We start from the raw sequence: 17,889 nt of genomic DNA, 5'->3' as shown, positions 1-17,889 counted from the left end.
ACTGACGTTTTATAATGGCAGATTCACAGGAGAACCCCGCTGCGGGCAGGCCCGCGCAGTCCCAGTCCCAGCGGACACAGCAGCCACAGCAGCCGCCCAAGAAATGGCATGAGCAGCTGGACCAGCTGCCGCAGCAGGGGCAGGGAAAGAAGAAGCGCTCCAAGCGCGACTACATCAAGCAGATTCCGCAGGCGATGCCCTTGCGCACCTGGCTTGTGGTTCTCCTCGTGGTGATCTCCGGCCTCGGGTTAACGGGCTCGTCCTTTGCTGTGAACTCGATCATGCGCAACGTGCTCTATAACAACGTCGATAGCGAATTGCGCTCGGCGTCGTCCTCTTGGGCCCGCGATGTGGGCAATGACTTCTTCCTAGGTGATCACACCAAGCGCCCGCCCACGGAATACGTGGTGCTCAATTACCTTCCGGATGGCACCATTCGCTATTCCGGGCCCACGTCCACCACTCCGGACGTAGAGGGCGTTCCCTTGGGCGGGTACCCCACGACGGTGGGCTCGATTGAAAATAACACCAAGTGGCGCGCACTGGCCTTTGCGGATTCCAATGGCGTTATCACCGTCATTGCCAAGGACATGACCCATGAAAAGGAAATCCTGCACGGCCTAGCCATGGTGCAGGTATCCATTGCGGCGATTGCCTTGGCAGCCATGGCCGGCGTGGGTTTCTGGTTTATCCGCAGGGCGCTGCGGCCGCTGCGGGTGGTGGAATCGACGGCATCGGAAATCGCGGCCGGCGACCTGGACAAGCGCGTGCCGGAATGGCCGCTGCATACGGAGGTCGGCCAATTGGCCGCCGCACTCAATATCATGCTGGGCCACCTGCAGCGCTCGGTCGTGACGGCGCAGGAAAAAGAGGAACAGATGCGCCGCTTCGTCGGCGATGCCTCCCACGAGCTGCGTACCCCGTTGACCAGCCTGCGCGGTTACACGGAGCTTTACCGCTCTGGGGCGACAAACGATGTTGATCTGGTCTTTTCCAAGATCGATAAGGAATCCAAGCGTATGTCGCTGCTGGTAGAGGACCTGCTGGCGCTGACCCGCGCGGAAGGAACGCGCCTGGACCTGCGGCCGGTGGACCTTTTGGAGCTTTCTCTTTCGGTGGGATCGTCCGCGCGCGCCGCCTTCCCCGAGCGCGAGGTCAAGGTGGTTAATAATGCGCAGTCCATCCCCGTGGTCAATGGCGATGCAGACCGCCTCCACCAGGTGCTGCTCAACCTGATTTCCAATGGCCTGCGCCACGGCGGCGAGGAAGCCACGGTTACCCTGCAGCTGCGCCGCGACAACAAGGACATCCTGGTAGACGTCATCGATGACGGCAAGGGAATGTCGTCTGAGGATGCCGCCCACATCTTCGAGCGTTTCTACCGCGCGGATTCCTCGCGCACGCGCGATACCGGCGGATCCGGCTTGGGCCTTGCCATCGTGCATTCCCTAGTGGAACAGCACGGCGGCAGCATCAGCGTGGACTCCAAGATGGGCCAGGGCACCACCTTTACGGTGCGCCTGCCCGCGCTGGAGGAACCGGAGGATTAGTCCTCGCGGTAGCCGTCCTCGTTGGTGCCCAGGTGCTGGCGGATGCGCGCGGCGGCCTCATCCATGGCGGCATCGTCGGTGTCCTCGGCGGCATAGGCCTTGGCAAAGTCGTACTCTTCCATCTTCTCGGTGGGGAAGAGGTGGATATGGGTGTGCGGCACATCGAAGCCGGCGATGACGTAGCCGGTGCGCGGGGTATCGTACGCGTTCTTGATGGCCTCACCGATTTCTAGGGCCACCTCGTTCAGGTGCGTCCAGGTCTGCGGATCGAGGTCGGTCCACTTATCTACTTCCTCTACCGGCACGACCAGGGTGTGGCCGTAGCGCAGCGGCTCGATGGATAAGAAAGCCACGCAAGTCTTATCGCGGTAGACAAAGCGGGCGGGTAGGTCACCAGTGATGATTTTGCTAAATACAGAAGCCATAGCTGCCAGGCTACCCCCAGCTATGATGGTGGGCATGCGCATTCTCGTAATTGGTTCGGGCGGCCGTGAACACGCCCTCGTGAAAGGACTGCACGCTGATCCACAGGCTGCGGAGATCCACGTCGCGCCGGGCAGCGCGGCCATGGCTCCGCTGGCTACCCTGTACCCGGAATACTCCCAGGTAGATAACCCAGAACGCATGGTGGAACTCGCCCGGGAGATCAATGCCGAGCTCGTGGTCATCGGCCCCGAGGTGCCGCTGGTCGCCGGCGTGGCGGATGCGCTGCGCGCAGAAGGCATCGCCGTTTTCGGGCCGAATAAGGACGCCGCCCAAATTGAAGGCTCTAAGGCCTTTGCCAAGGAAGTCATGGAGGCAGCTGGGGTGAAGACCGCCCGCGCGCAGCAGCTGCGCCCAGGCGCTAGCGATGCCGATATTGAGGCCGCGCTGGATAATTTTGGCCCGCAGTTCGTGGTCAAAGACGATGGCCTGGCAGGCGGCAAGGGCGTGGTGGTCACTGGCGAGCGCGCCGCCGCCCGTGCCCACGTGGATGCGGTCTTAGGGGCCGGCAACCCGGTACTGCTGGAATCTTTCCTGGATGGCCCCGAGGTATCGCTATTCTGCCTTGTCGATGGCGAGACCGTCGTGCCGCTTTTGCCTGCCCAGGACCACAAGCGCGCCTACGATAATGACGAGGGCCCCAATACCGGCGGCATGGGCGCGTACACACCGCTGCCGTGGCTGGGCAAGGGCGACGTACAGCGCATCGTGGACGAGGTATGTACCCCGGTTGCCAAGGAAATGGTGCGCCGCGGCACCCCCTATTCAGGCCTGCTCTATGCCGGGCTGGCCTGGGGCGACGAGGGCCCGGCGGTGGTGGAATTTAACTGCCGCTTTGGTGACCCAGAAACCCAAGCGGTGCTCTCACTTCTTAAGTCCCCGCTGGCGCAAGCGCTCAACGCCACCGCCACCGGCACCCTGGCAGAACTCGAGCCGCTGCAGTGGGAAGACGGCTATGCCATCACCGTGGTCATGGCGGCTGAAGGATACCCCGCCTCGCCCCGCAAGGGTGATGCCATTACGGGCGAGGGCCTCGAGGATCCAGAGCGCGTGCTGCACGCCGGCACGGAATACTCCAATGGGGTATTCCAGAGCAATGGTGGCCGCGTGCTCAACGTGCTGGGCAAGGGCGACACGCTAGACGCCGCGCGCGAGAACGCCTACGCTACCGTCCGGGGCATTGAGTTTGCGGGCGGGTTTGTTCGGGGGGACATCGGCAAGCGCGCAGCAGACGGTGAAATTTCTATCTAGCAAGTAGCCACGGGGGAGGGCAGGCATGGAATAATGAGCCACGTGGCTGAGAAGAAGAATATCCCCAACGTCCTGTCCTCCCGTTATGCTTCTGCGGAGCTTGCCAATATCTGGAGCGCGGAGCATAAAATCATCCTCGAGCGCAAGCTGTGGATCGCCGTGATGCACGCCCAGAAGAACCTGGGCGTGGACATCCCCGCCAAGGCCATTAGCGCGTACGAGGCCGTTATCGAGGACGTAAACCTCGAATCCATTGCTGAGCGCGAGCGCGTCACCCGCCACGATGTGAAGGCCCGCATCGAAGAATTCAATGCGCTGGCCGGCTACGAGCACATCCACAAGGGTATGACCAGCCGCGATCTCACCGAGAACGTGGAGCAGCTGCAGATCCACACCTCGCTGGAAATCATCCGCGATAAGGCCATCGCCGTGGTCTCGCGCATCGGCCGCCACGCCGCCGAGTACCAATCCCTGGTCATGGCTGGGCGCTCACACAACGTGGCCGCGCAGGCCACCACTCTGGGCAAGCGCTTTGCCACCGCCGGTGATGAAATGCTGCTGGCCATCGAGCGCGTGGAAGACCTGCTGTCGCACTACCCGCTGCGCGGCATCAAGGGCCCCATGGGCACCTCGCAGGACATGCTGGATCTCATGGGCGGTTCCGAGGATAAGCTCGCCTCCCTAGAGACCAATATTGCGGATTACCTGGGCTTCCGCCGCATTTTCAACTCCGTGGGCCAGGTGTACCCGCGCTCGCTGGATTTCGATGCCATCTCCTGCCTCGTCTCCCTGGGCACCGCCCCGGCATCGCTTGCCACCACCATCCGCCTGATGGCCGGCAATGAGACCGTTACCGAGGGCTTCAAGGAAGGCCAGGTGGGCTCGTCCGCCATGCCGCACAAGATGAACGCCCGCTCCTGCGAGCGCGTGACCGGCCTGCAGGTTATCCTGCGCGGCTACCTCACCATGGCCGCGGACCTGGCCGGCAGCCAGTGGAACGAGGGCGATGTCTCCTGCTCGGTGGTGCGACGCGTTGCGCTTCCTGATGCCTTCTTTGCCATCGACGGCCAATTCGAAACCTTCCTCACCGTGCTCGATGAATTCGGCGCCTTCCCCGCCATGATCGACCGTGAGCTGGAGCGCTACCTGCCCTTCCTGGCCACCACCCGCATCCTCATGGCGGCGGTGCGCGCCGGGGTCGGCCGCGAGACCGCCCACGAGGTCATCAAGGAAAACGCCGTGGCCGTGGCCCTGAACATGCGCGAAAACGGCGGCAACCAGGACCTGGTCCAGCGCCTCGCCGCAGATGACCGCCTGCCCATGGACGAGGCCGAGCTCGAAAGGGTCCTCGAGGATAAGCACGCCTTCATCGGCGCCGCCGAATCCCAGGTCTCCCAGGTCCTGCACCGCATCAAGGCCCTCGTGGGCGAGCACCCCAAGGCTGCGGCTTATACGCCGGGCGAAATCCTTTAGCGCCGTGCGCGGGCTTACCTGCCCGCGCGTTATGATGAGGACCATGCGTCCTGAGCTTTCTTCTTATACCCATGTAGCCTCTGGCAAGGTCCGCGATATTTACGATGTGGACGACACCACCCTGCTGATGGTGGTCTCTGACCGCATCTCCGCCTACGACTTTGCCTTGGAACCCGCCATCCCGGATAAGGGCCGGGTTCTCACGGCCACCTCGAAGTTCTTCTTCGATGCCATCGATTTTCCCAATCACCTCGCCGGACCGCTCGATGATGAGCGCATTCCGGAAGAGTGCTTGGGCCGCGCCATGGTGGTCAAGAAGCTAGACATGCTGCCCTTCGAGTGCGTGGCGCGCGGTTTCCTTACCGGTTCCGGCTTGAAGGAATACCAGGCCGACGGCACCGTCTGTGGCATCGAGCTGCCCGCAGGCCTTGTCGAGGCCTCCCGCCTGCCCGAGCCCATTTTCACCCCAGCCACCAAGGCTGAGCAGGGCGATCACGATGAGAACGTGTCCTTCGCGCACGTGGCGGACAAGCTCGGCCGCGAGCGCGCCGAAGAGCTGCGCGCGGCCACCTTGCGCATTTACGCCAAGGCCGCCCAGCTTGCAGAAGAGAAGGGCATCATCTTGGCCGATACCAAGTTCGAGTTCGGCCTTGATGAAGACGGCACGCTCGTGCTTGCCGATGAAGTCCTCACCCCCGATTCCTCCCGCTACTGGCCCGCCGATTCCTACGTGGAAGGCGAGGTCCAGCCCTCCTTTGATAAGCAGTACGTGCGCGATTGGCTGACTTCTGCTGCCTCCGGCTGGGATAAGTCCTCTGAGACCACCCCGCCCGCGCTTCCCGATGACGTCGTTTCCGCCACCCGCATGCGCTACATCGAGGCCTACGAAAAGCTATCGGGTGAGCGTTTCGCGGATTTCCTCGCGCCGAGTTCCTAGCCGGGGGCTGGGGTTCTGGTCTTGCCCTGCCCGCCGTGGCCCGCTCGTCGCCTTCTGATGGGGCAAGGCAGCTGACGCGTACAGTGGTAGGGCATGAGTGATGAAAAGACGACCGCACCGGTAGCCCCAGTCCACCCCATCAAGCGCGAATTTCACGGCCGCGAATTCGTGGATAATTACGAGTGGCTGCGCGATAAGCAATCGCAGGAAACCCTGGATTACCTCAACGCCGAAAACGATTACACGGCGGCGCATACCGGGCACTTGGATGCGATGACGGAAAATATCTTCCAAGAGATTAAATCCCGCATTAAACAAACCGATATGTCCGTGCCCGCCCGCCGCGGTAAGTACTGGTACTACGGACGCTCCGAAGAGGGCAAGAACTACGGCTATTCCTGCCGCATCCCGGTAGAAGAGGGCAGCGATCCCTGGACCGCACCGGTGATTCCAGAAGAAGGCAGCCCAGAGGGCGAAGAAATTATCTTGGACGCCAACACCCTGGCAGAGGGCAAGGACTTCTTCGCCCTTGGTGCAGCCTCCATCTCAGATTCCGGCCGCTACCTGGCCTATTCCGTGGACTTTGCCGGCGATGAGCGCTTTGAGCTGTCCATTAAGGACCTCGAAACGGGAGAGCTCCTGGACGATCACCTCACCGGCATTTTCTACGGCGCTACATGGGTAGGCGATGGTTATATCTTCTACTCCACGGTGGATGATGCCTGGCGCCCAGATGCGGTGTGGCGCCATAAGGTAGGCACCGAGCAGTCCGCGGATGTGCGCGTCTTCCACGAGGAAGATGAGCACTTTAATGTGGGCATCGGCAGTGCCCGCTCCGATAAATACCTCTTCATTGGGGTGGGCTCGAAGATTACCTCGGAAGCCTGGGTGCTGGATACAGAGAACCCCGAGGGTGAATTCCACCCGCTGTGGACGCGTGAGACCGGCGTGGACTACGACGTAGACCATGCCGTAGTGGGCGGCGAGGACTACTGGATTGTCACCCACAACGCCACCGGCCCGAACTTTGCGGTGGGCTATGCCAAGGTGGATGCGGAACTTCCCGCCCTGTGCGAACTGCCGGAGCTTTTGACACACGATGACACCACCCGCATCGAGGGCGTGGACACCTACCGCGACCACATGGTGGTGGGATATCGCCGCGGCGGCATCGGAAGGGCCGCCATCATGCGCGTGGGCGATGACTTCGGGGAATTCGAAGAGCTCAACTTCAACGAGGAACTTTTCACTGTCGCCGTGGCTGGCAACCCGGAATGGGACGCACCGGTCGTCCGCGTGAATTATGTGTCCTATATCCAGCCCGCGCAGCTTTTTGATTACCGCGTGGATACCGGCGAGTACACGCTGTTAAAGGAACAAGAAGTCCCAGGCGGCTATGATCCGGATGATTACGTGGCCTACCGCATCTGGTCGACCGCCAGCGATGGCACTAAGATCCCGGTCTCCGTGGTGCACCGTTCTGACCTGGACCGCACCAAGCCCAATCCGACGCTGCTGTATGGTTACGGCTCCTATGAGGCCAGCATGGACCCGTACTTCTCCGCGTCCCGGCTATCGCTCATGGATCGCGGCATGATTTATGCGGTTGCCCATGTGCGCGGTGGCGGCGAGATGGGCCGTCAGTGGTATGACGACGGCAAGATGCTGCAGAAGAAAAACACCTTCACCGATTTCATCGCAGTGGCCGATGATCTCATCGAGCGCCGCGTGACCACCCCGGACCAAATGGTGGCCGAAGGCGGCTCTGCCGGCGGTATGCTTATGGGGGCCGTGGCCAATATGGCACCTGACCGCTTTACCGCTATCCAAGCCGTCGTCCCCTTCGTGGATCCGCTAACCTCGATGCTCATGCCGGAGCTTCCCCTCACCGTTCCCGAATGGGAAGAGTGGGGCGACCCGTACCACGATCCGGAATACTACGACTACATGAAGTCCTACTCGCCCTACGAGAATGTTGAGGCCAAGGACTACCCGGATATCTTGGCTATCACCTCGCTGAACGATACCCGCGTGCTGTACGTGGAACCGGCAAAGTGGATTGCGCAGCTGCGCGCTACCGCCACCGGCGGCGAATTTCTGCTCAAGACGGAGATGGCCGCCGGGCACGGTGGCGTATCCGGCCGCTACGATAAGTGGCGCCAAAACGCCTTCGAATACGCCTGGACCATCAATAAGGCCACCGGCCTTACGGAGTAACCACGCCGCACAGTCACGCGCTGGCCGGCACCCTGGCCAGCGTTCTGGCCAGCGCGCGGATCTGGCGGTACTGTGCGATAATTTGAGCTATGACTAGCCACCTTCTGGTTTCTATCTCCAGTATTTTTGAGGACACTCGGAAGCAGGCTACAAGTTTCCTGTCGGTTCTGGACCGGGAGGAAATTCCCGTCTCCCTGCTCATCGCCCCGCATATTGATGGCAATTGGCACCTGGCCAAGGACAAGGACACCCAACAGTGGCTCAAGGACCAGGCGGCTGCTGGCCGTCCGCTTATCCTCAATGGCTTTGATCAAGCAGTGCAAGGCCGCCGCGCGGAGTTTGCCAACCTCAATTCACATGAGGCGAAGCTGCGCCTAGCCGGTGCGACCCGGCAGATGGCGCAGATTGGTTTCGAACCCACCATCTTCGCGCCCCCGCGCTGGCGCATGTCTCCCGGAACGTTGCAGGTCCTGCCCAAATTCCCCTTTGAAGTGGCAGCTTCCACGCGGGGCATCCTGGAAGTACCGACCGGGAAATTCCACCAAGCCCGCAACCTTTCTTTTGGTGAGGGCTTTGGTTCCGCCAAATGGTGGCGCAAAAACATTATCCGCGCGGCAGAGCGCTCCGCCCAGCGCGGCAATACCGTGCGCCTTTCCATCTCTGCCCGCAACCTGGATGACCGCAAGGTCATTAAGGACTTTGTCAAGGCTGCTCGCCGCGCCCTCGACGCGGGCGCTACTCCCGCTGATTACAGCATTTACCTTCCGCGTTAGTCCGGCGGAGGTTTTATAGTAGGTAGCATGAAACGAACAGATGAACTAACAACGCAACAGGCGGCAGACTTTCTGAATGTCTCTCGGCCGCGAGTCATCGAGCTTATGGACGAAGGAGTTCTAGAGGGACATACAGAAGACGCCCACCGACACCTGTATGCCTCCAGCGTGCAGGATTTTAAACGTCAGAGAGACCTTGAGCAGCGTGCTGCTGCAGACGAGCTCGTGGTGCTTTCTGACGAGATGGGCCTGTACGAGTAGGCGCTCCTACTTGCTTAGGCCGTTAATGAAGTCCTTCGCCTGCTGCGGGAGCATGCCCCAGATTCCAGCGGGGATGATCTTTTGCAGGTTGCCGGTGGCCGCCATGAAGCCGGGGATGGCGAGCAGGCCAGCTAGGATGGCGAAGCCGATAATGGCGCCGGTGCCAAGTGAGCTAGAGCCGAATCCGAAGCCTGGGCCATCGGTGTTGTCGTCGTCCTGGTCGTCGCCGCTTGGGGCGTCGGTGGATTCATCCTCGCCGAGCGTGAAACCGACCTTGACGGGGTCGTGGTCAGAGGCGCGGAAGGGGGAATCGTCGTAGAAATCCACGACATTGTAGTTGCGGCGGGAGTACTCAAAGGCGACGGGTTCGTCGGCGTTGATGTTCCACACTTGGGCATCGGCAAGCGCGCCCGAAGCAACCTCATTGGCCAGGACGTGGTCTAAGGTGCCGAGCAGGCCGTCGAACTGGTAGGAGGTATCGGCGCCGTACTTTTCGGCAGGCACGGTAAAGCCATCATTGCGGAAGACATCGAGCGCGGTTTCGTGGGTGTAGGTATTGAAATCACCCAGGGCGAATAGCGGCTTATCCTTCCAATCGTCCTGCTTGTGCAGTGCATCGAGCACGGCCTGGGCCTGGGCGTTGCGGACGTTGGGGTTATTGCCCTGGCCGTCGCCGGAATCTTCATCGCCCTTGGCCACCGAGCCCTTGGACTTGAAGTGGTTGGCCACGGCGACGAAGGACTCGTCGTCGCTATTGAGCGGCTGGAATTCTTGGGCCAGCGGCTCACGGGCGGTGCCGGAAAAGCGCGGATCCTGGAAGATGCGGGATTCGCCCACGGGCTTGACCACGTCCTTATGATAAATGAACGCGGTGCGGATGACATCGGGGTGCGCAGGGACCTGATCCTTGGACGGGGAGGGCACGAAGGCCCACTTTTCGGAGCCCGCAGCCTCATTGAGTTTTTCGGTCAGGCGTTTCAGCGCCTTATCGCGCTGGTCAAAGTCCCCGGTAACTGCGTAGCCATCTTCGATTTCGGAAAGGCCAATGACATCGGCATCCAGACCATTGATGGCCGCGACGATCTTGCGCTCTTGGTCCTTTAATGCGGATTCGGTATAGGCGCCGCGGGTCTTGCCGCGGTTGACGGTGACCTTATTGCCCGCGCGGTCGGTATAGGCGCTGCCACCGAATTCCTCGCCCAAGGAGGTGAAGTAGTTCAGCACGTTGAAGGCGCCGATGGTGTATTCGCCCTTGACGTCATCAACGGCGTGCAGCTCCGCATCGCGGGATTCTTCCCAGGAGATGGGGAGATCGGCGCCGGCGGTTTCACCGGTGACCGGCTCGGTGGGCTGGAAGCGCCACTGCTCGTGGGAGTAACCCACGATGACCGGGTGCTGGAATTCGACGGTATCGGTGGTGCGCAGGGACTTGATGGTCTTGCCGCCATCTTGGGCGATATAGGGCAGCGGGGTGTCCTTATCGGTCCTTAGATAATCGCGGGTGCGGCCATCATCCAGGGTGACGAGCTTTTCTGCGTTATCCTTGGCCAGTTTTTGCAGCTCGGAATTGGGGTCGGTGGAAGGGGAGTGGACATCGGAAGGCTGGCGGAAGGCCTCATCGCCCGGGGCGAGGCCGACCTCGCCGTATTGGTTGAGTGAGTAGTTATTGGTCACGGTGTGCTTGCCGGGCTGGATGAGCATGTGCTCAAAGGGCTCGCGGGCGCCGTCGCCTTGGGGAAGCTCGTCTACAGCGAGCGGGGTAACCTCCTCCAACGCGGTATCGAGCTGCTTGAGGGAAGAAGCGCTGACCTGGGTGGCGCCGTAATACTCGGAGACCTGGCCGGTGACCTCTACGGAATCGCCGATGCTGGGGTATTTATCGGCGGCCTTTTTACCCATGTGGACAAATAGCGCCTGGGAGGCATCGGTGGCTTCTTTGCCGGTGCCGCCGGTCTGGATGGTAAAGCCGTTTAAGCCACCTTCGCTCCATACGCCGGTGACAACGCCCTGGGTAGCAACGTTCTGGCCTTCGAGCGGAGAGGTATCGCCGGTGCCTTGGATTTCAGCGATCGGGGTAATGCCTTCGGGCGCGGGAAGGTTCTCGGAGCCGCCCGAGCCACCCGGCTGTGGGGCCGGGGACTCGTTGCCGGAATTGGTGGGAGACGGCGTGCCGACGGTGAAGTCCGCGGAGTTGTCATCGGTATCGGCGCCCGCCGCGTTGCGGGAGGCGGAGGTGTCATTAGACAGAGCACCGGTGGCAGCGCCTTCAAACTTAGAGGCGGCGCCGTAACCTAGGAGGTCGATTGGGTTTCCGGTGGCATCGGCAAGCTGCACTGAGCCCTTCGTGCCAGACATATTGACCTTGCCTTCCGCATCCGGGGTGGGAAGAGCCGGGGCCTGGCCATTGCCGGCGGCAGCCTGTACCAGGTAATAACCGTGGGGAGCGATGGTGCCGGACAGCGTTATCTTGCCGCCGCTATTGCCGTTGGAGGCGAAGTACTCCACGGACCAGCCGGTGAGATCGATTGCGGCATCGGTGGGGTTATAAAGCTCGATGAAATCATTAGAAAAGCTCGCGCCCTTGTTTCCGCCACCGCCGTAGACCTCAGAGATGACCGCGGTGGAATTATCCGGGGCGGCCATGGCGGTAGGAACCGCGACGGATAGGGAGAGGGTGGAGAAACCGGCAGCGAGGGCTACCCTGCCAAGGCGGCGAAGAGCCATAGAAGTCACCTTAATCATAGAGAAAGTTGTCATGGACGCCTTTTATCTTTACTCGCTGAACAATCGGTGTACCCGGGACCGCAAGGGGCGGGTTTCGCGCGAGCAGGCGGTGAAACCTGGGTGCCGCGCAAAATTCGTTTTCCTGTTGGTCGTAATTTACGCGGAGTTTGCTTTGCTGGGGTGAAAACCCTGCAGTGGGGGTATATCTAGGGATTGGGCGGGGGTATGACTACACTGAATCGGGCAGACCTAAGCCCCATACAGTAAGGCAAAAATTTCATGGCTCGTGTAGTTGTCAATGTCATGCCCAAGGCGGAAATTTTGGATCCGCAGGGCCAAGCTGTCGTCCGCGCATTGGGTCGCATCGGAGTATCCGGTGTCAGCGATGTGCGCCAAGGAAAGCGCTTCGAACTCGAGGTAGATGACTCCGTTACCGCAGAGGAACTGGATAAGGTGGCAGAAACGCTGCTGGCTAATACCGTCATCGAGGACTACGAGGTTACGCAGCTGGAGGTCAAGTAAGTGACCGCAAAAATCGGAGTAATCACCTTCCCCGGCACCCTGGATGATGTGGATGCTGCCCGCGCGGCCCGCACCGCCGGCGCCGAGGTCATTAACCTCTGGCACGCGGATGCTGATCTGCGCGGCGTGGACGCGGTAGTCGTGCCGGGCGGTTTTTCCTATGGTGACTACCTGCGCTCGGGCGCTATCTCGGCGCTCGCCCCCGTCATGCGCAGCGTCATCGACCGCGCCAAGGCGGGAATGCCGGTGCTCGGCATTTGCAATGGTTTCCAAATCTTGACTGAAGCAGGCCTCTTACCGGGCGCATTGACCCGGAATAAGGGCCTGCATTTTCATTGCACCGATACCTACCTGGAGGTGGAGCACTCCACCACGGCCTGGACCAGCGAGTTTGAAAAGGGCCAAAAGATTTTGGTGCCCGCCAAGCACGGTGAAGGCCGCTTCCAAGCAGGCGATGACGATATCGCCCGCATCGAGGGCGAAGGCCGCGTGGTCTTCCGCTATACCGATAATTACAACGGCTCCATCAATGGCATTGCCGGTGTAAGCGATGAGTCCGGCCGGATTGTGGGCCTCATGCCGCACCCAGAGCACGCCATTGACCCGCTGACCGGCCCATCCACCGACGGATTGGGACTTTTCGTATCCGCCATCAAGGCCGTCGCGGAAGCGCCGGCGGTTTAAGGAGGCCACACCTACATGACCGTTTCTAATGACACCGTAGAAAAGGCGCAGTCCACCCCGGATGAAAAACAGCCTTACGTTGAGCTCGGCCTAAAGGATGACGAATACCAGCGCATCCACGATATTTTGGGCCGGCGCCCCACCGACGCGGAGCTGACCATGTACTCCGTGATGTGGTCCGAGCACTGCTCCTATAAGTCCTCCAAGACGCACCTGCGCTACTTTGGTGAGACCATGACGGAGGAGATGGGGGAGAAGATCCTCGCCGGCATTGGTGAAAACGCCGGCGTGGTGGACATCGGCGATGGCAATGCGGTGACCTTCCGCGTGGAATCGCATAACCACCCCTCCTATGTGGAGCCCTACCAGGGCGCGGCCACTGGTGTGGGCGGCATCGTCCGCGATATCATGGCCATGGGTGCGCGCCCGATTGCCGTGATGGATCAGCTGCGCTTTGGGCCTGCCGATGCCCCCGATACCAAGCGCGTGTTGCCCGGCGTCGTCTCCGGCGTGGGCGGCTACGGCAACTCCTTGGGCCTGCCCAATATTGGCGGCGAAACCGTCTTTGATGAAACGTATGCGGGAAACCCGCTGGTCAATGCCCTGTGCGTGGGCGCGTTGAAGGTCGATGATTTGAAGCTCGCCTTCGCCTCCGGCACTGGCAATAAGGTCATGCTGTTTGGCTCCCGTACCGGATTGGATGGCATCGGCGGTGTATCCGTGCTGGCCTCCGATACCTTTGAAGACGGCGCGGAGCGCAAGCTGCCGGCCGTGCAGGTGGGCGACCCCTTCGCGGAGAAGGTGCTCATCGAATGCTGCCTGGACCTCTACCACGCCGGCGTTGTGGTGGGCATCCAGGACTTGGGCGGCGCCGGCCTAGCGTGTGCCACCTCTGAGCTGGCTGCGTCCGGCGATGGCGGCATGGAGGTCAACCTCGATGCGGTGCCGCTGCGCGCGGAAAACATGACCGCCGCGGAAATCCTCGCCTCCGAGTCCCAGGAGCGCATGTGCGCCGTCGTGGCACCGGAAAACGTGGAGAAGTTCCGCGAAATCTGCGAGCACTGGGAGGTCACCTGCGCCGAAATCGGTGAGGTTACTGAGGGTGACCACCTGGTCATCCGCCACCAAGGCGAGGTCGTCGTCGATGCCCCAGCTGGCACCATCGCGGATGAAGCGCCCGTCTACGAGCGCCCCTACGCCCGTCCCGAGTGGCAGGATGAGCTGCAGAAATACCAGGGCACGGACAAGCGCGGCCTGGTCGAATCCCTGCAAAAGCTCGTCTCTTCGCCCTCGCTGTGCTCGCGCGATTTCATCATGAACCAGTATGACCGCTACGTGCGCGGCAATACCGTCCAGTCCCACCACGCGGACGCGGGCGTGTTGCGCATCGATGAGGAGACCGGCCGCGGCGTCGCCGTTTCCGCCGATGCGTCCGGCCGCTACACCAAGTTGGACCCGAACATGGGCGCGCGCCTGGCCCTGGCGGAGGCCTACCGCAACGTCGCGGTCACCGGCGCCAAGCCCGTTGCGATTACCAACTGCCTGAATTACGGCTCGCCGGAAAACCCGGACGTGATGTGGCAGTTCCGCGAATCGGTGCATGGGCTTGCCGATGCCGCCGTGGAACTCTCCATCCCCGTCTCTGGCGGCAACGTCTCCTTCTACAACCAGACCGGCTCCGAGCCCATCCTGCCCACCCCGGTCGTGGGAGTGCTCGGCGTTATCGATGATGTGCACCAGGCCATTGGCAATAACCTGGGCACCGTCAATGAGAAGGAGGTCCTCATCGCCTTGGGCGAGACCAAGGATGAGTTCGGCGGTTCCATCTGGCAGCTGGTGAGCGCCGAGGGTGCCGATAAGGACAACCTCAACGGCCTGCCGCCGCAGGTGGACATGGCCAATGAGAAGCGCCTCGCGGACTTCTTCCACGGCAACGATCTGCTCACCGCCGCGCACGATGTCTCCGAGGGAGGCCTTGCCGTCGCCGCCTTTGAGATGGCCAAGCGCGCCGGTGCGCTTGCCGATGCCGCCAGACTCGGCCTCGACCTCGATCTCACCGCCGTGCACGAGGACGCCTTTACCGCGGCCTTCTCCGAGTCCGCTTCCCGCGCGCTCGTGGCCACCACCGCCGACCGCGCCGATAAGGTGCTCGCCCGCGCGGCAGAGCTCGGCATCCCCGCGGCCATCGTGGGTGAGACCACCGAAACCGGTGCCCTTACCCTGGGCGGTGAATCCGTGGCCATCTCCCAGCTGGTTGAGGCATGGTCTGCCACCTTGCCTGACCTCTTCGGCCACGCCGTGGGTGCTAACTCCGTCGTGGAGTAACCAAGCCCCTGCCACCGCCTAGCACAAGCCCGGCTTCGGCCGGGCTTGAGTAGCGTTTAGGCAATCTTCGATAGTCCAGGCCGCCGCCTAATAAACAAAGCCTTTTCTCTCTGATTCGAATCGTGATTTTTACAGTAGGAGTCCCATGAGTGCGCATTCCCGCCACCAAGCCTCCGCACCCGCATCAACAGTGCTGCGGTGGTGCCACCATGGTATTGGGCTGGTATTTGGCCTAGTGGTCGCCATAATTTCCGCCGGAAAAATGAATTACGATGACTGGGATGCGTTATGGGTAGCGGGATTGCTCGTAAGCGATGGAAACCGGGAACACCTCTATAGCATCAATGAACATGATTTCGCGATGCCCCGTGGTGACGTCTGGCTAGATACCATCGCCCACTCCGATGTCACTGGGTTTCCGCACCCTTATGTTCACGCCCCATTTCTTGCCGATGTCATGAGCTTTGTCGTGCAAGTCATGAGTTTTGATGTCTCCGTGATAGTGCTCGCGGTTGTTTCCGGTTGGGCGTTGGTGGTGCTGATAGCCTCCGCCTGGTTCTTGTGGTTTGAAGAAGAAATACCGACCATGACCCTGCTTTTCGGCATACTCTTGGGCTGGGTATCGACGGCTTTTCAGTCATCGTTGATTCTTGGCCAGACCAGCCCATTGATCTTTGCGGGAGTTGCATACGGCCTTGCTGCGTCCCGCGTGCACCCAGTGCGCGCGGGAATTGCACTAGGGCTTGTATCTGCGGTGAAGCTAACCCCCATTGTCCTCGTGCTCATCTGCGTGGCATTTCCGCGGGCGCGGAAAACGGGAGTGGTAGCACTCGGGACAGGCGCCATCGCTGTGCTGTACTCAATCGTCGTTTCTGGTTGGAACGTGTTTACCTCTTGGTGGGATACCCTTCAGGACATCATGGGATCAGTAATGGTCGCCCCCGTCAACGGATCGATCGCCTCCCAGCTCAGCACCAACCGCGTTGAAGATGACAACCTTCTTGTCACCATTGTCGATGATCCTTCACTGGCTGCCAGCATTATTCCGCCACTTGTCACCCTGGCATTGATTGCACTGGTTATTGTTACCGCTGTGCGGTCACAGGATCCGTGGCGCATTGCTGCCGTAGGCATCTTTACGGTTCTTACAGCTACCAGCAGTATCTTGTGGGATCATTACGTCTTGTGTGCCGTATTGCCACTGCTAGGCGTCCTGGCACGCGGGCAGAATCGCATCATTTATGCCGTGCCCGTCTTGGGACTCTTCCTATTCCCGCCGCTGGCCAAGTCAGATTCTGATTTGTGGTTGCCGTGGTCCTCGTTCATCGCCTTGGCAGGCTTCGTCATCGCACTGTGTATCGCGGAGCTAAGCCGGAAGGACGCCCTGCCCCTGCGGGACCGCCGCCTTTCCTTTAAAAACGCGAGCTAGCAGGCGGCTTTTCTCCACTAAAGCCGCCACCACGCATCTCCGGACACGAATACTTGAGGATCGTTGTCCGGCTGCTATCCGCCCAATGATGGTGGCACCCACTCAGTGATGGTGTATTTCCACGGCGGCCAGTTGGCGCTGAATGCGCTTGCCGATGCCTCCGGCCTCGACCTCGATCTCGCTCTCTTCGCCGTGGACGAGGACGCCCCCAACGCGGCCATCGTGGGTGAGATCACCGAAACCGGGGCGCTTACTTTGGACGGTGAATCCGTGGCCATCTCCCAGCTGCTTGAGGCATGGTTCTCCACCTTGCCTGAGCTCTTCGGCTACGCCGTCGTGGGCGTTAATTCCGTTGTAGAGTAAGCCAGCCTCTGGCATCGCTTAGCTCAAGCCTGGCTTCAGCCGGGCTTTTTGCTTTCAAGCCTGTGCAACGTAGGTACTCAATCCGTCTTTACTTGTATCCCTCTGGCTGATACAAGTAAAGAAAAGGTCAAGGGTAGAGGGGTCCGGTGTCGAAATGAAAGCTGTAGAAATTCTGGCGCAGCTAGAATCCTTAGCGGCGAATCAGTGGGGCATTATCACTACGGCTCAGGCTCAACGCGAAGGTATTTCTCGCCTCCACATAAATCGCTTGGCAGGGAGCGGGATTCTAACGCGGGCACGCAGGGGCATTTACCTTCTTCCCTCAGTTCAGCTTGGTCCATTAACGGATATCAGGGAAGCCTGGATATCCCTTGAACCAAATCTATTTGCGGTAGAACGTATAGACGCCGGCAATAAGATCGTTGTGTCTCATGAGTCCGCAGCACTTATCCATAGCATTGGTGATTTGATTCCGAATACACAGACTTTCTCGGCTTCCTTGCGGAAACAAACCAGTCAGAATGATATCCACATTTATGACGATCGTGAGATAGGGGTCGGGGATATAGAAAATATCGACGGATTGCCCGTAACCTCAGTAGAAAAGACGGTGGAGGACCTGGCCTCTCAAATAATGGAATTCAATTATTTGGCGACTCTTGTCGTGGACTCCTTGCGAAAAGAAGGCGTTCGGTTAAAGAGCTTGGCAAAGCGGCTGGGCCCAATGTCAGCAGCTTATGGATTCAATTCTGGTAACGATCTTTTGGCTGCGTGTTGGGAAGAAGCGGGGGCTGACGAAGATATTGAAGAGCTCCGAGCCCGCTTCTTCATCAGCGCGGGCACTGGTGTGGAGACAAGGAGTTTTAGAGACTCTCGTTAGCCGCAGAGTGCAGTGAA

At 60.6% G+C, this 17,889-nt stretch carries 15 protein-coding genes; 13 read left to right on the top strand and 2 right to left on the bottom strand.

Annotated features, from left to right (window positions below):
- The first annotated feature begins 14 nt into the window (after positions 1–14).
- Positions 15–1,550 (top strand): cell wall metabolism sensor histidine kinase WalK, encoded by a 1,536-nt coding sequence (locus HMPREF1261_RS00265; protein WP_023029542.1) that lies wholly within the window; start codon positions 15–17, stop codon positions 1,548–1,550.
- Here HMPREF1261_RS00265 and HMPREF1261_RS00260 read toward each other — a convergent pair.
- Positions 1,547–1,975 carry an HIT family protein gene (locus tag HMPREF1261_RS00260; protein ID WP_023017943.1) on the bottom strand — a complete coding sequence of 143 codons (429 nt, stop codon included), beginning with the start codon at positions 1,973–1,975 and terminating at the stop codon, positions 1,547–1,549. The two genes, HMPREF1261_RS00265 and HMPREF1261_RS00260, sit on opposite strands and share 4 nt — an antisense overlap.
- 34 nt (positions 1,976–2,009) lie before the next feature.
- Between HMPREF1261_RS00260 and purD the strand changes: the two genes are divergently transcribed.
- The 6 genes from purD (at position 2,010) to HMPREF1261_RS00230 (ending at position 8,945) form a co-directional block, all read left to right on the top strand.
- A complete protein-coding gene (gene purD / locus HMPREF1261_RS00255) occupies positions 2,010–3,284 on the top strand; it encodes a phosphoribosylamine--glycine ligase (RefSeq protein WP_034657951.1) in 1,275 nt (424 codons plus the stop codon).
- Positions 3,285–3,317: 33 nt separating this feature from the next.
- The gene (purB, locus tag HMPREF1261_RS00250; protein WP_005279575.1) at positions 3,318–4,757 is read left to right on the top strand and encodes an adenylosuccinate lyase; all 1,440 of its coding nucleotides are present in this window, start codon (positions 3,318–3,320) and stop codon (positions 4,755–4,757) included.
- Between the two features lie 43 nt (positions 4,758–4,800).
- Entirely contained in the window at positions 4,801–5,694 is an 894-nt protein-coding gene (locus HMPREF1261_RS00245; RefSeq protein ID WP_023029540.1) for a phosphoribosylaminoimidazolesuccinocarboxamide synthase, read from the top strand.
- Positions 5,695–5,787: 93 nt separating this feature from the next.
- Positions 5,788–7,911: a S9 family peptidase gene (locus HMPREF1261_RS00240; protein ID WP_023029539.1), complete on the top strand. Its 2,124-nt coding sequence runs from the start codon at positions 5,788–5,790 to the stop codon at positions 7,909–7,911.
- An 89-nt stretch (positions 7,912–8,000) separates the two neighbouring features.
- Entirely contained in the window at positions 8,001–8,684 is a 684-nt protein-coding gene (locus HMPREF1261_RS00235) for a DUF2334 domain-containing protein (protein WP_023029206.1), read from the top strand.
- Between the two features lie 27 nt (positions 8,685–8,711).
- Positions 8,712–8,945 carry a helix-turn-helix domain-containing protein gene (locus tag HMPREF1261_RS00230; protein WP_023029538.1) on the top strand — a complete coding sequence of 78 codons (234 nt, stop codon included), beginning with the start codon at positions 8,712–8,714 and terminating at the stop codon, positions 8,943–8,945.
- Between the two features lie 6 nt (positions 8,946–8,951).
- Here HMPREF1261_RS00230 and HMPREF1261_RS00225 read toward each other — a convergent pair whose 3' ends face one another.
- On the bottom strand, positions 8,952–11,669 hold the full coding sequence (locus HMPREF1261_RS00225; RefSeq protein WP_034657946.1) for an ExeM/NucH family extracellular endonuclease: 2,718 nt from the start codon (positions 11,667–11,669) through the stop codon (positions 8,952–8,954).
- A gap of 279 nt (positions 11,670–11,948) precedes the next feature.
- On the opposite strand from HMPREF1261_RS00225, the gene purS reads away from it, so the two are divergent.
- The 6 genes from purS (at position 11,949) to HMPREF1261_RS00195 (ending at position 17,872) form a co-directional block, all read left to right on the top strand.
- Positions 11,949–12,191, top strand: coding sequence for a phosphoribosylformylglycinamidine synthase subunit PurS (gene purS, locus HMPREF1261_RS00220; protein ID WP_005279580.1), 243 nt, complete (start codon positions 11,949–11,951; stop codon positions 12,189–12,191).
- Complete coding sequence (gene purQ, locus HMPREF1261_RS00215; protein ID WP_023029203.1) at positions 12,192–12,875, top strand: phosphoribosylformylglycinamidine synthase subunit PurQ; 684 nt, start codon at positions 12,192–12,194, stop codon at positions 12,873–12,875.
- 15 nt (positions 12,876–12,890) lie between these two features.
- Positions 12,891–15,200 (top strand): phosphoribosylformylglycinamidine synthase subunit PurL, encoded by a 2,310-nt coding sequence (gene purL / locus HMPREF1261_RS00210; protein WP_023029536.1) that lies wholly within the window; start codon positions 12,891–12,893, stop codon positions 15,198–15,200.
- Between the two features lie 145 nt (positions 15,201–15,345).
- Positions 15,346–16,629 (top strand): glycosyltransferase family 87 protein, encoded by a 1,284-nt coding sequence (locus HMPREF1261_RS00205; protein WP_023029535.1) that lies wholly within the window; start codon positions 15,346–15,348, stop codon positions 16,627–16,629.
- A 105-nt stretch (positions 16,630–16,734) separates the two neighbouring features.
- On the top strand, positions 16,735–16,992 hold the full coding sequence (locus tag HMPREF1261_RS00200; protein WP_126319752.1) for a hypothetical protein: 258 nt from the start codon (positions 16,735–16,737) through the stop codon (positions 16,990–16,992).
- A 154-nt stretch (positions 16,993–17,146) separates the two neighbouring features.
- Positions 17,147–17,872, top strand: coding sequence for a type IV toxin-antitoxin system AbiEi family antitoxin domain-containing protein (locus HMPREF1261_RS00195; protein ID WP_023029533.1), 726 nt, complete (start codon positions 17,147–17,149; stop codon positions 17,870–17,872).
- Positions 17,873–17,889: the final 17 nt, after the last annotated feature.

Origin of the sequence: Corynebacterium sp. KPL1818 (genome assembly GCF_000478135.1) — a bacterium.
GTDB lineage: Bacteria > Actinomycetota > Actinomycetes > Mycobacteriales > Mycobacteriaceae > Corynebacterium > Corynebacterium accolens.
The sequence above is the reverse complement of the archived record's forward strand: the minus strand, read 5'-3'. Positions and strand labels throughout refer to the sequence as shown.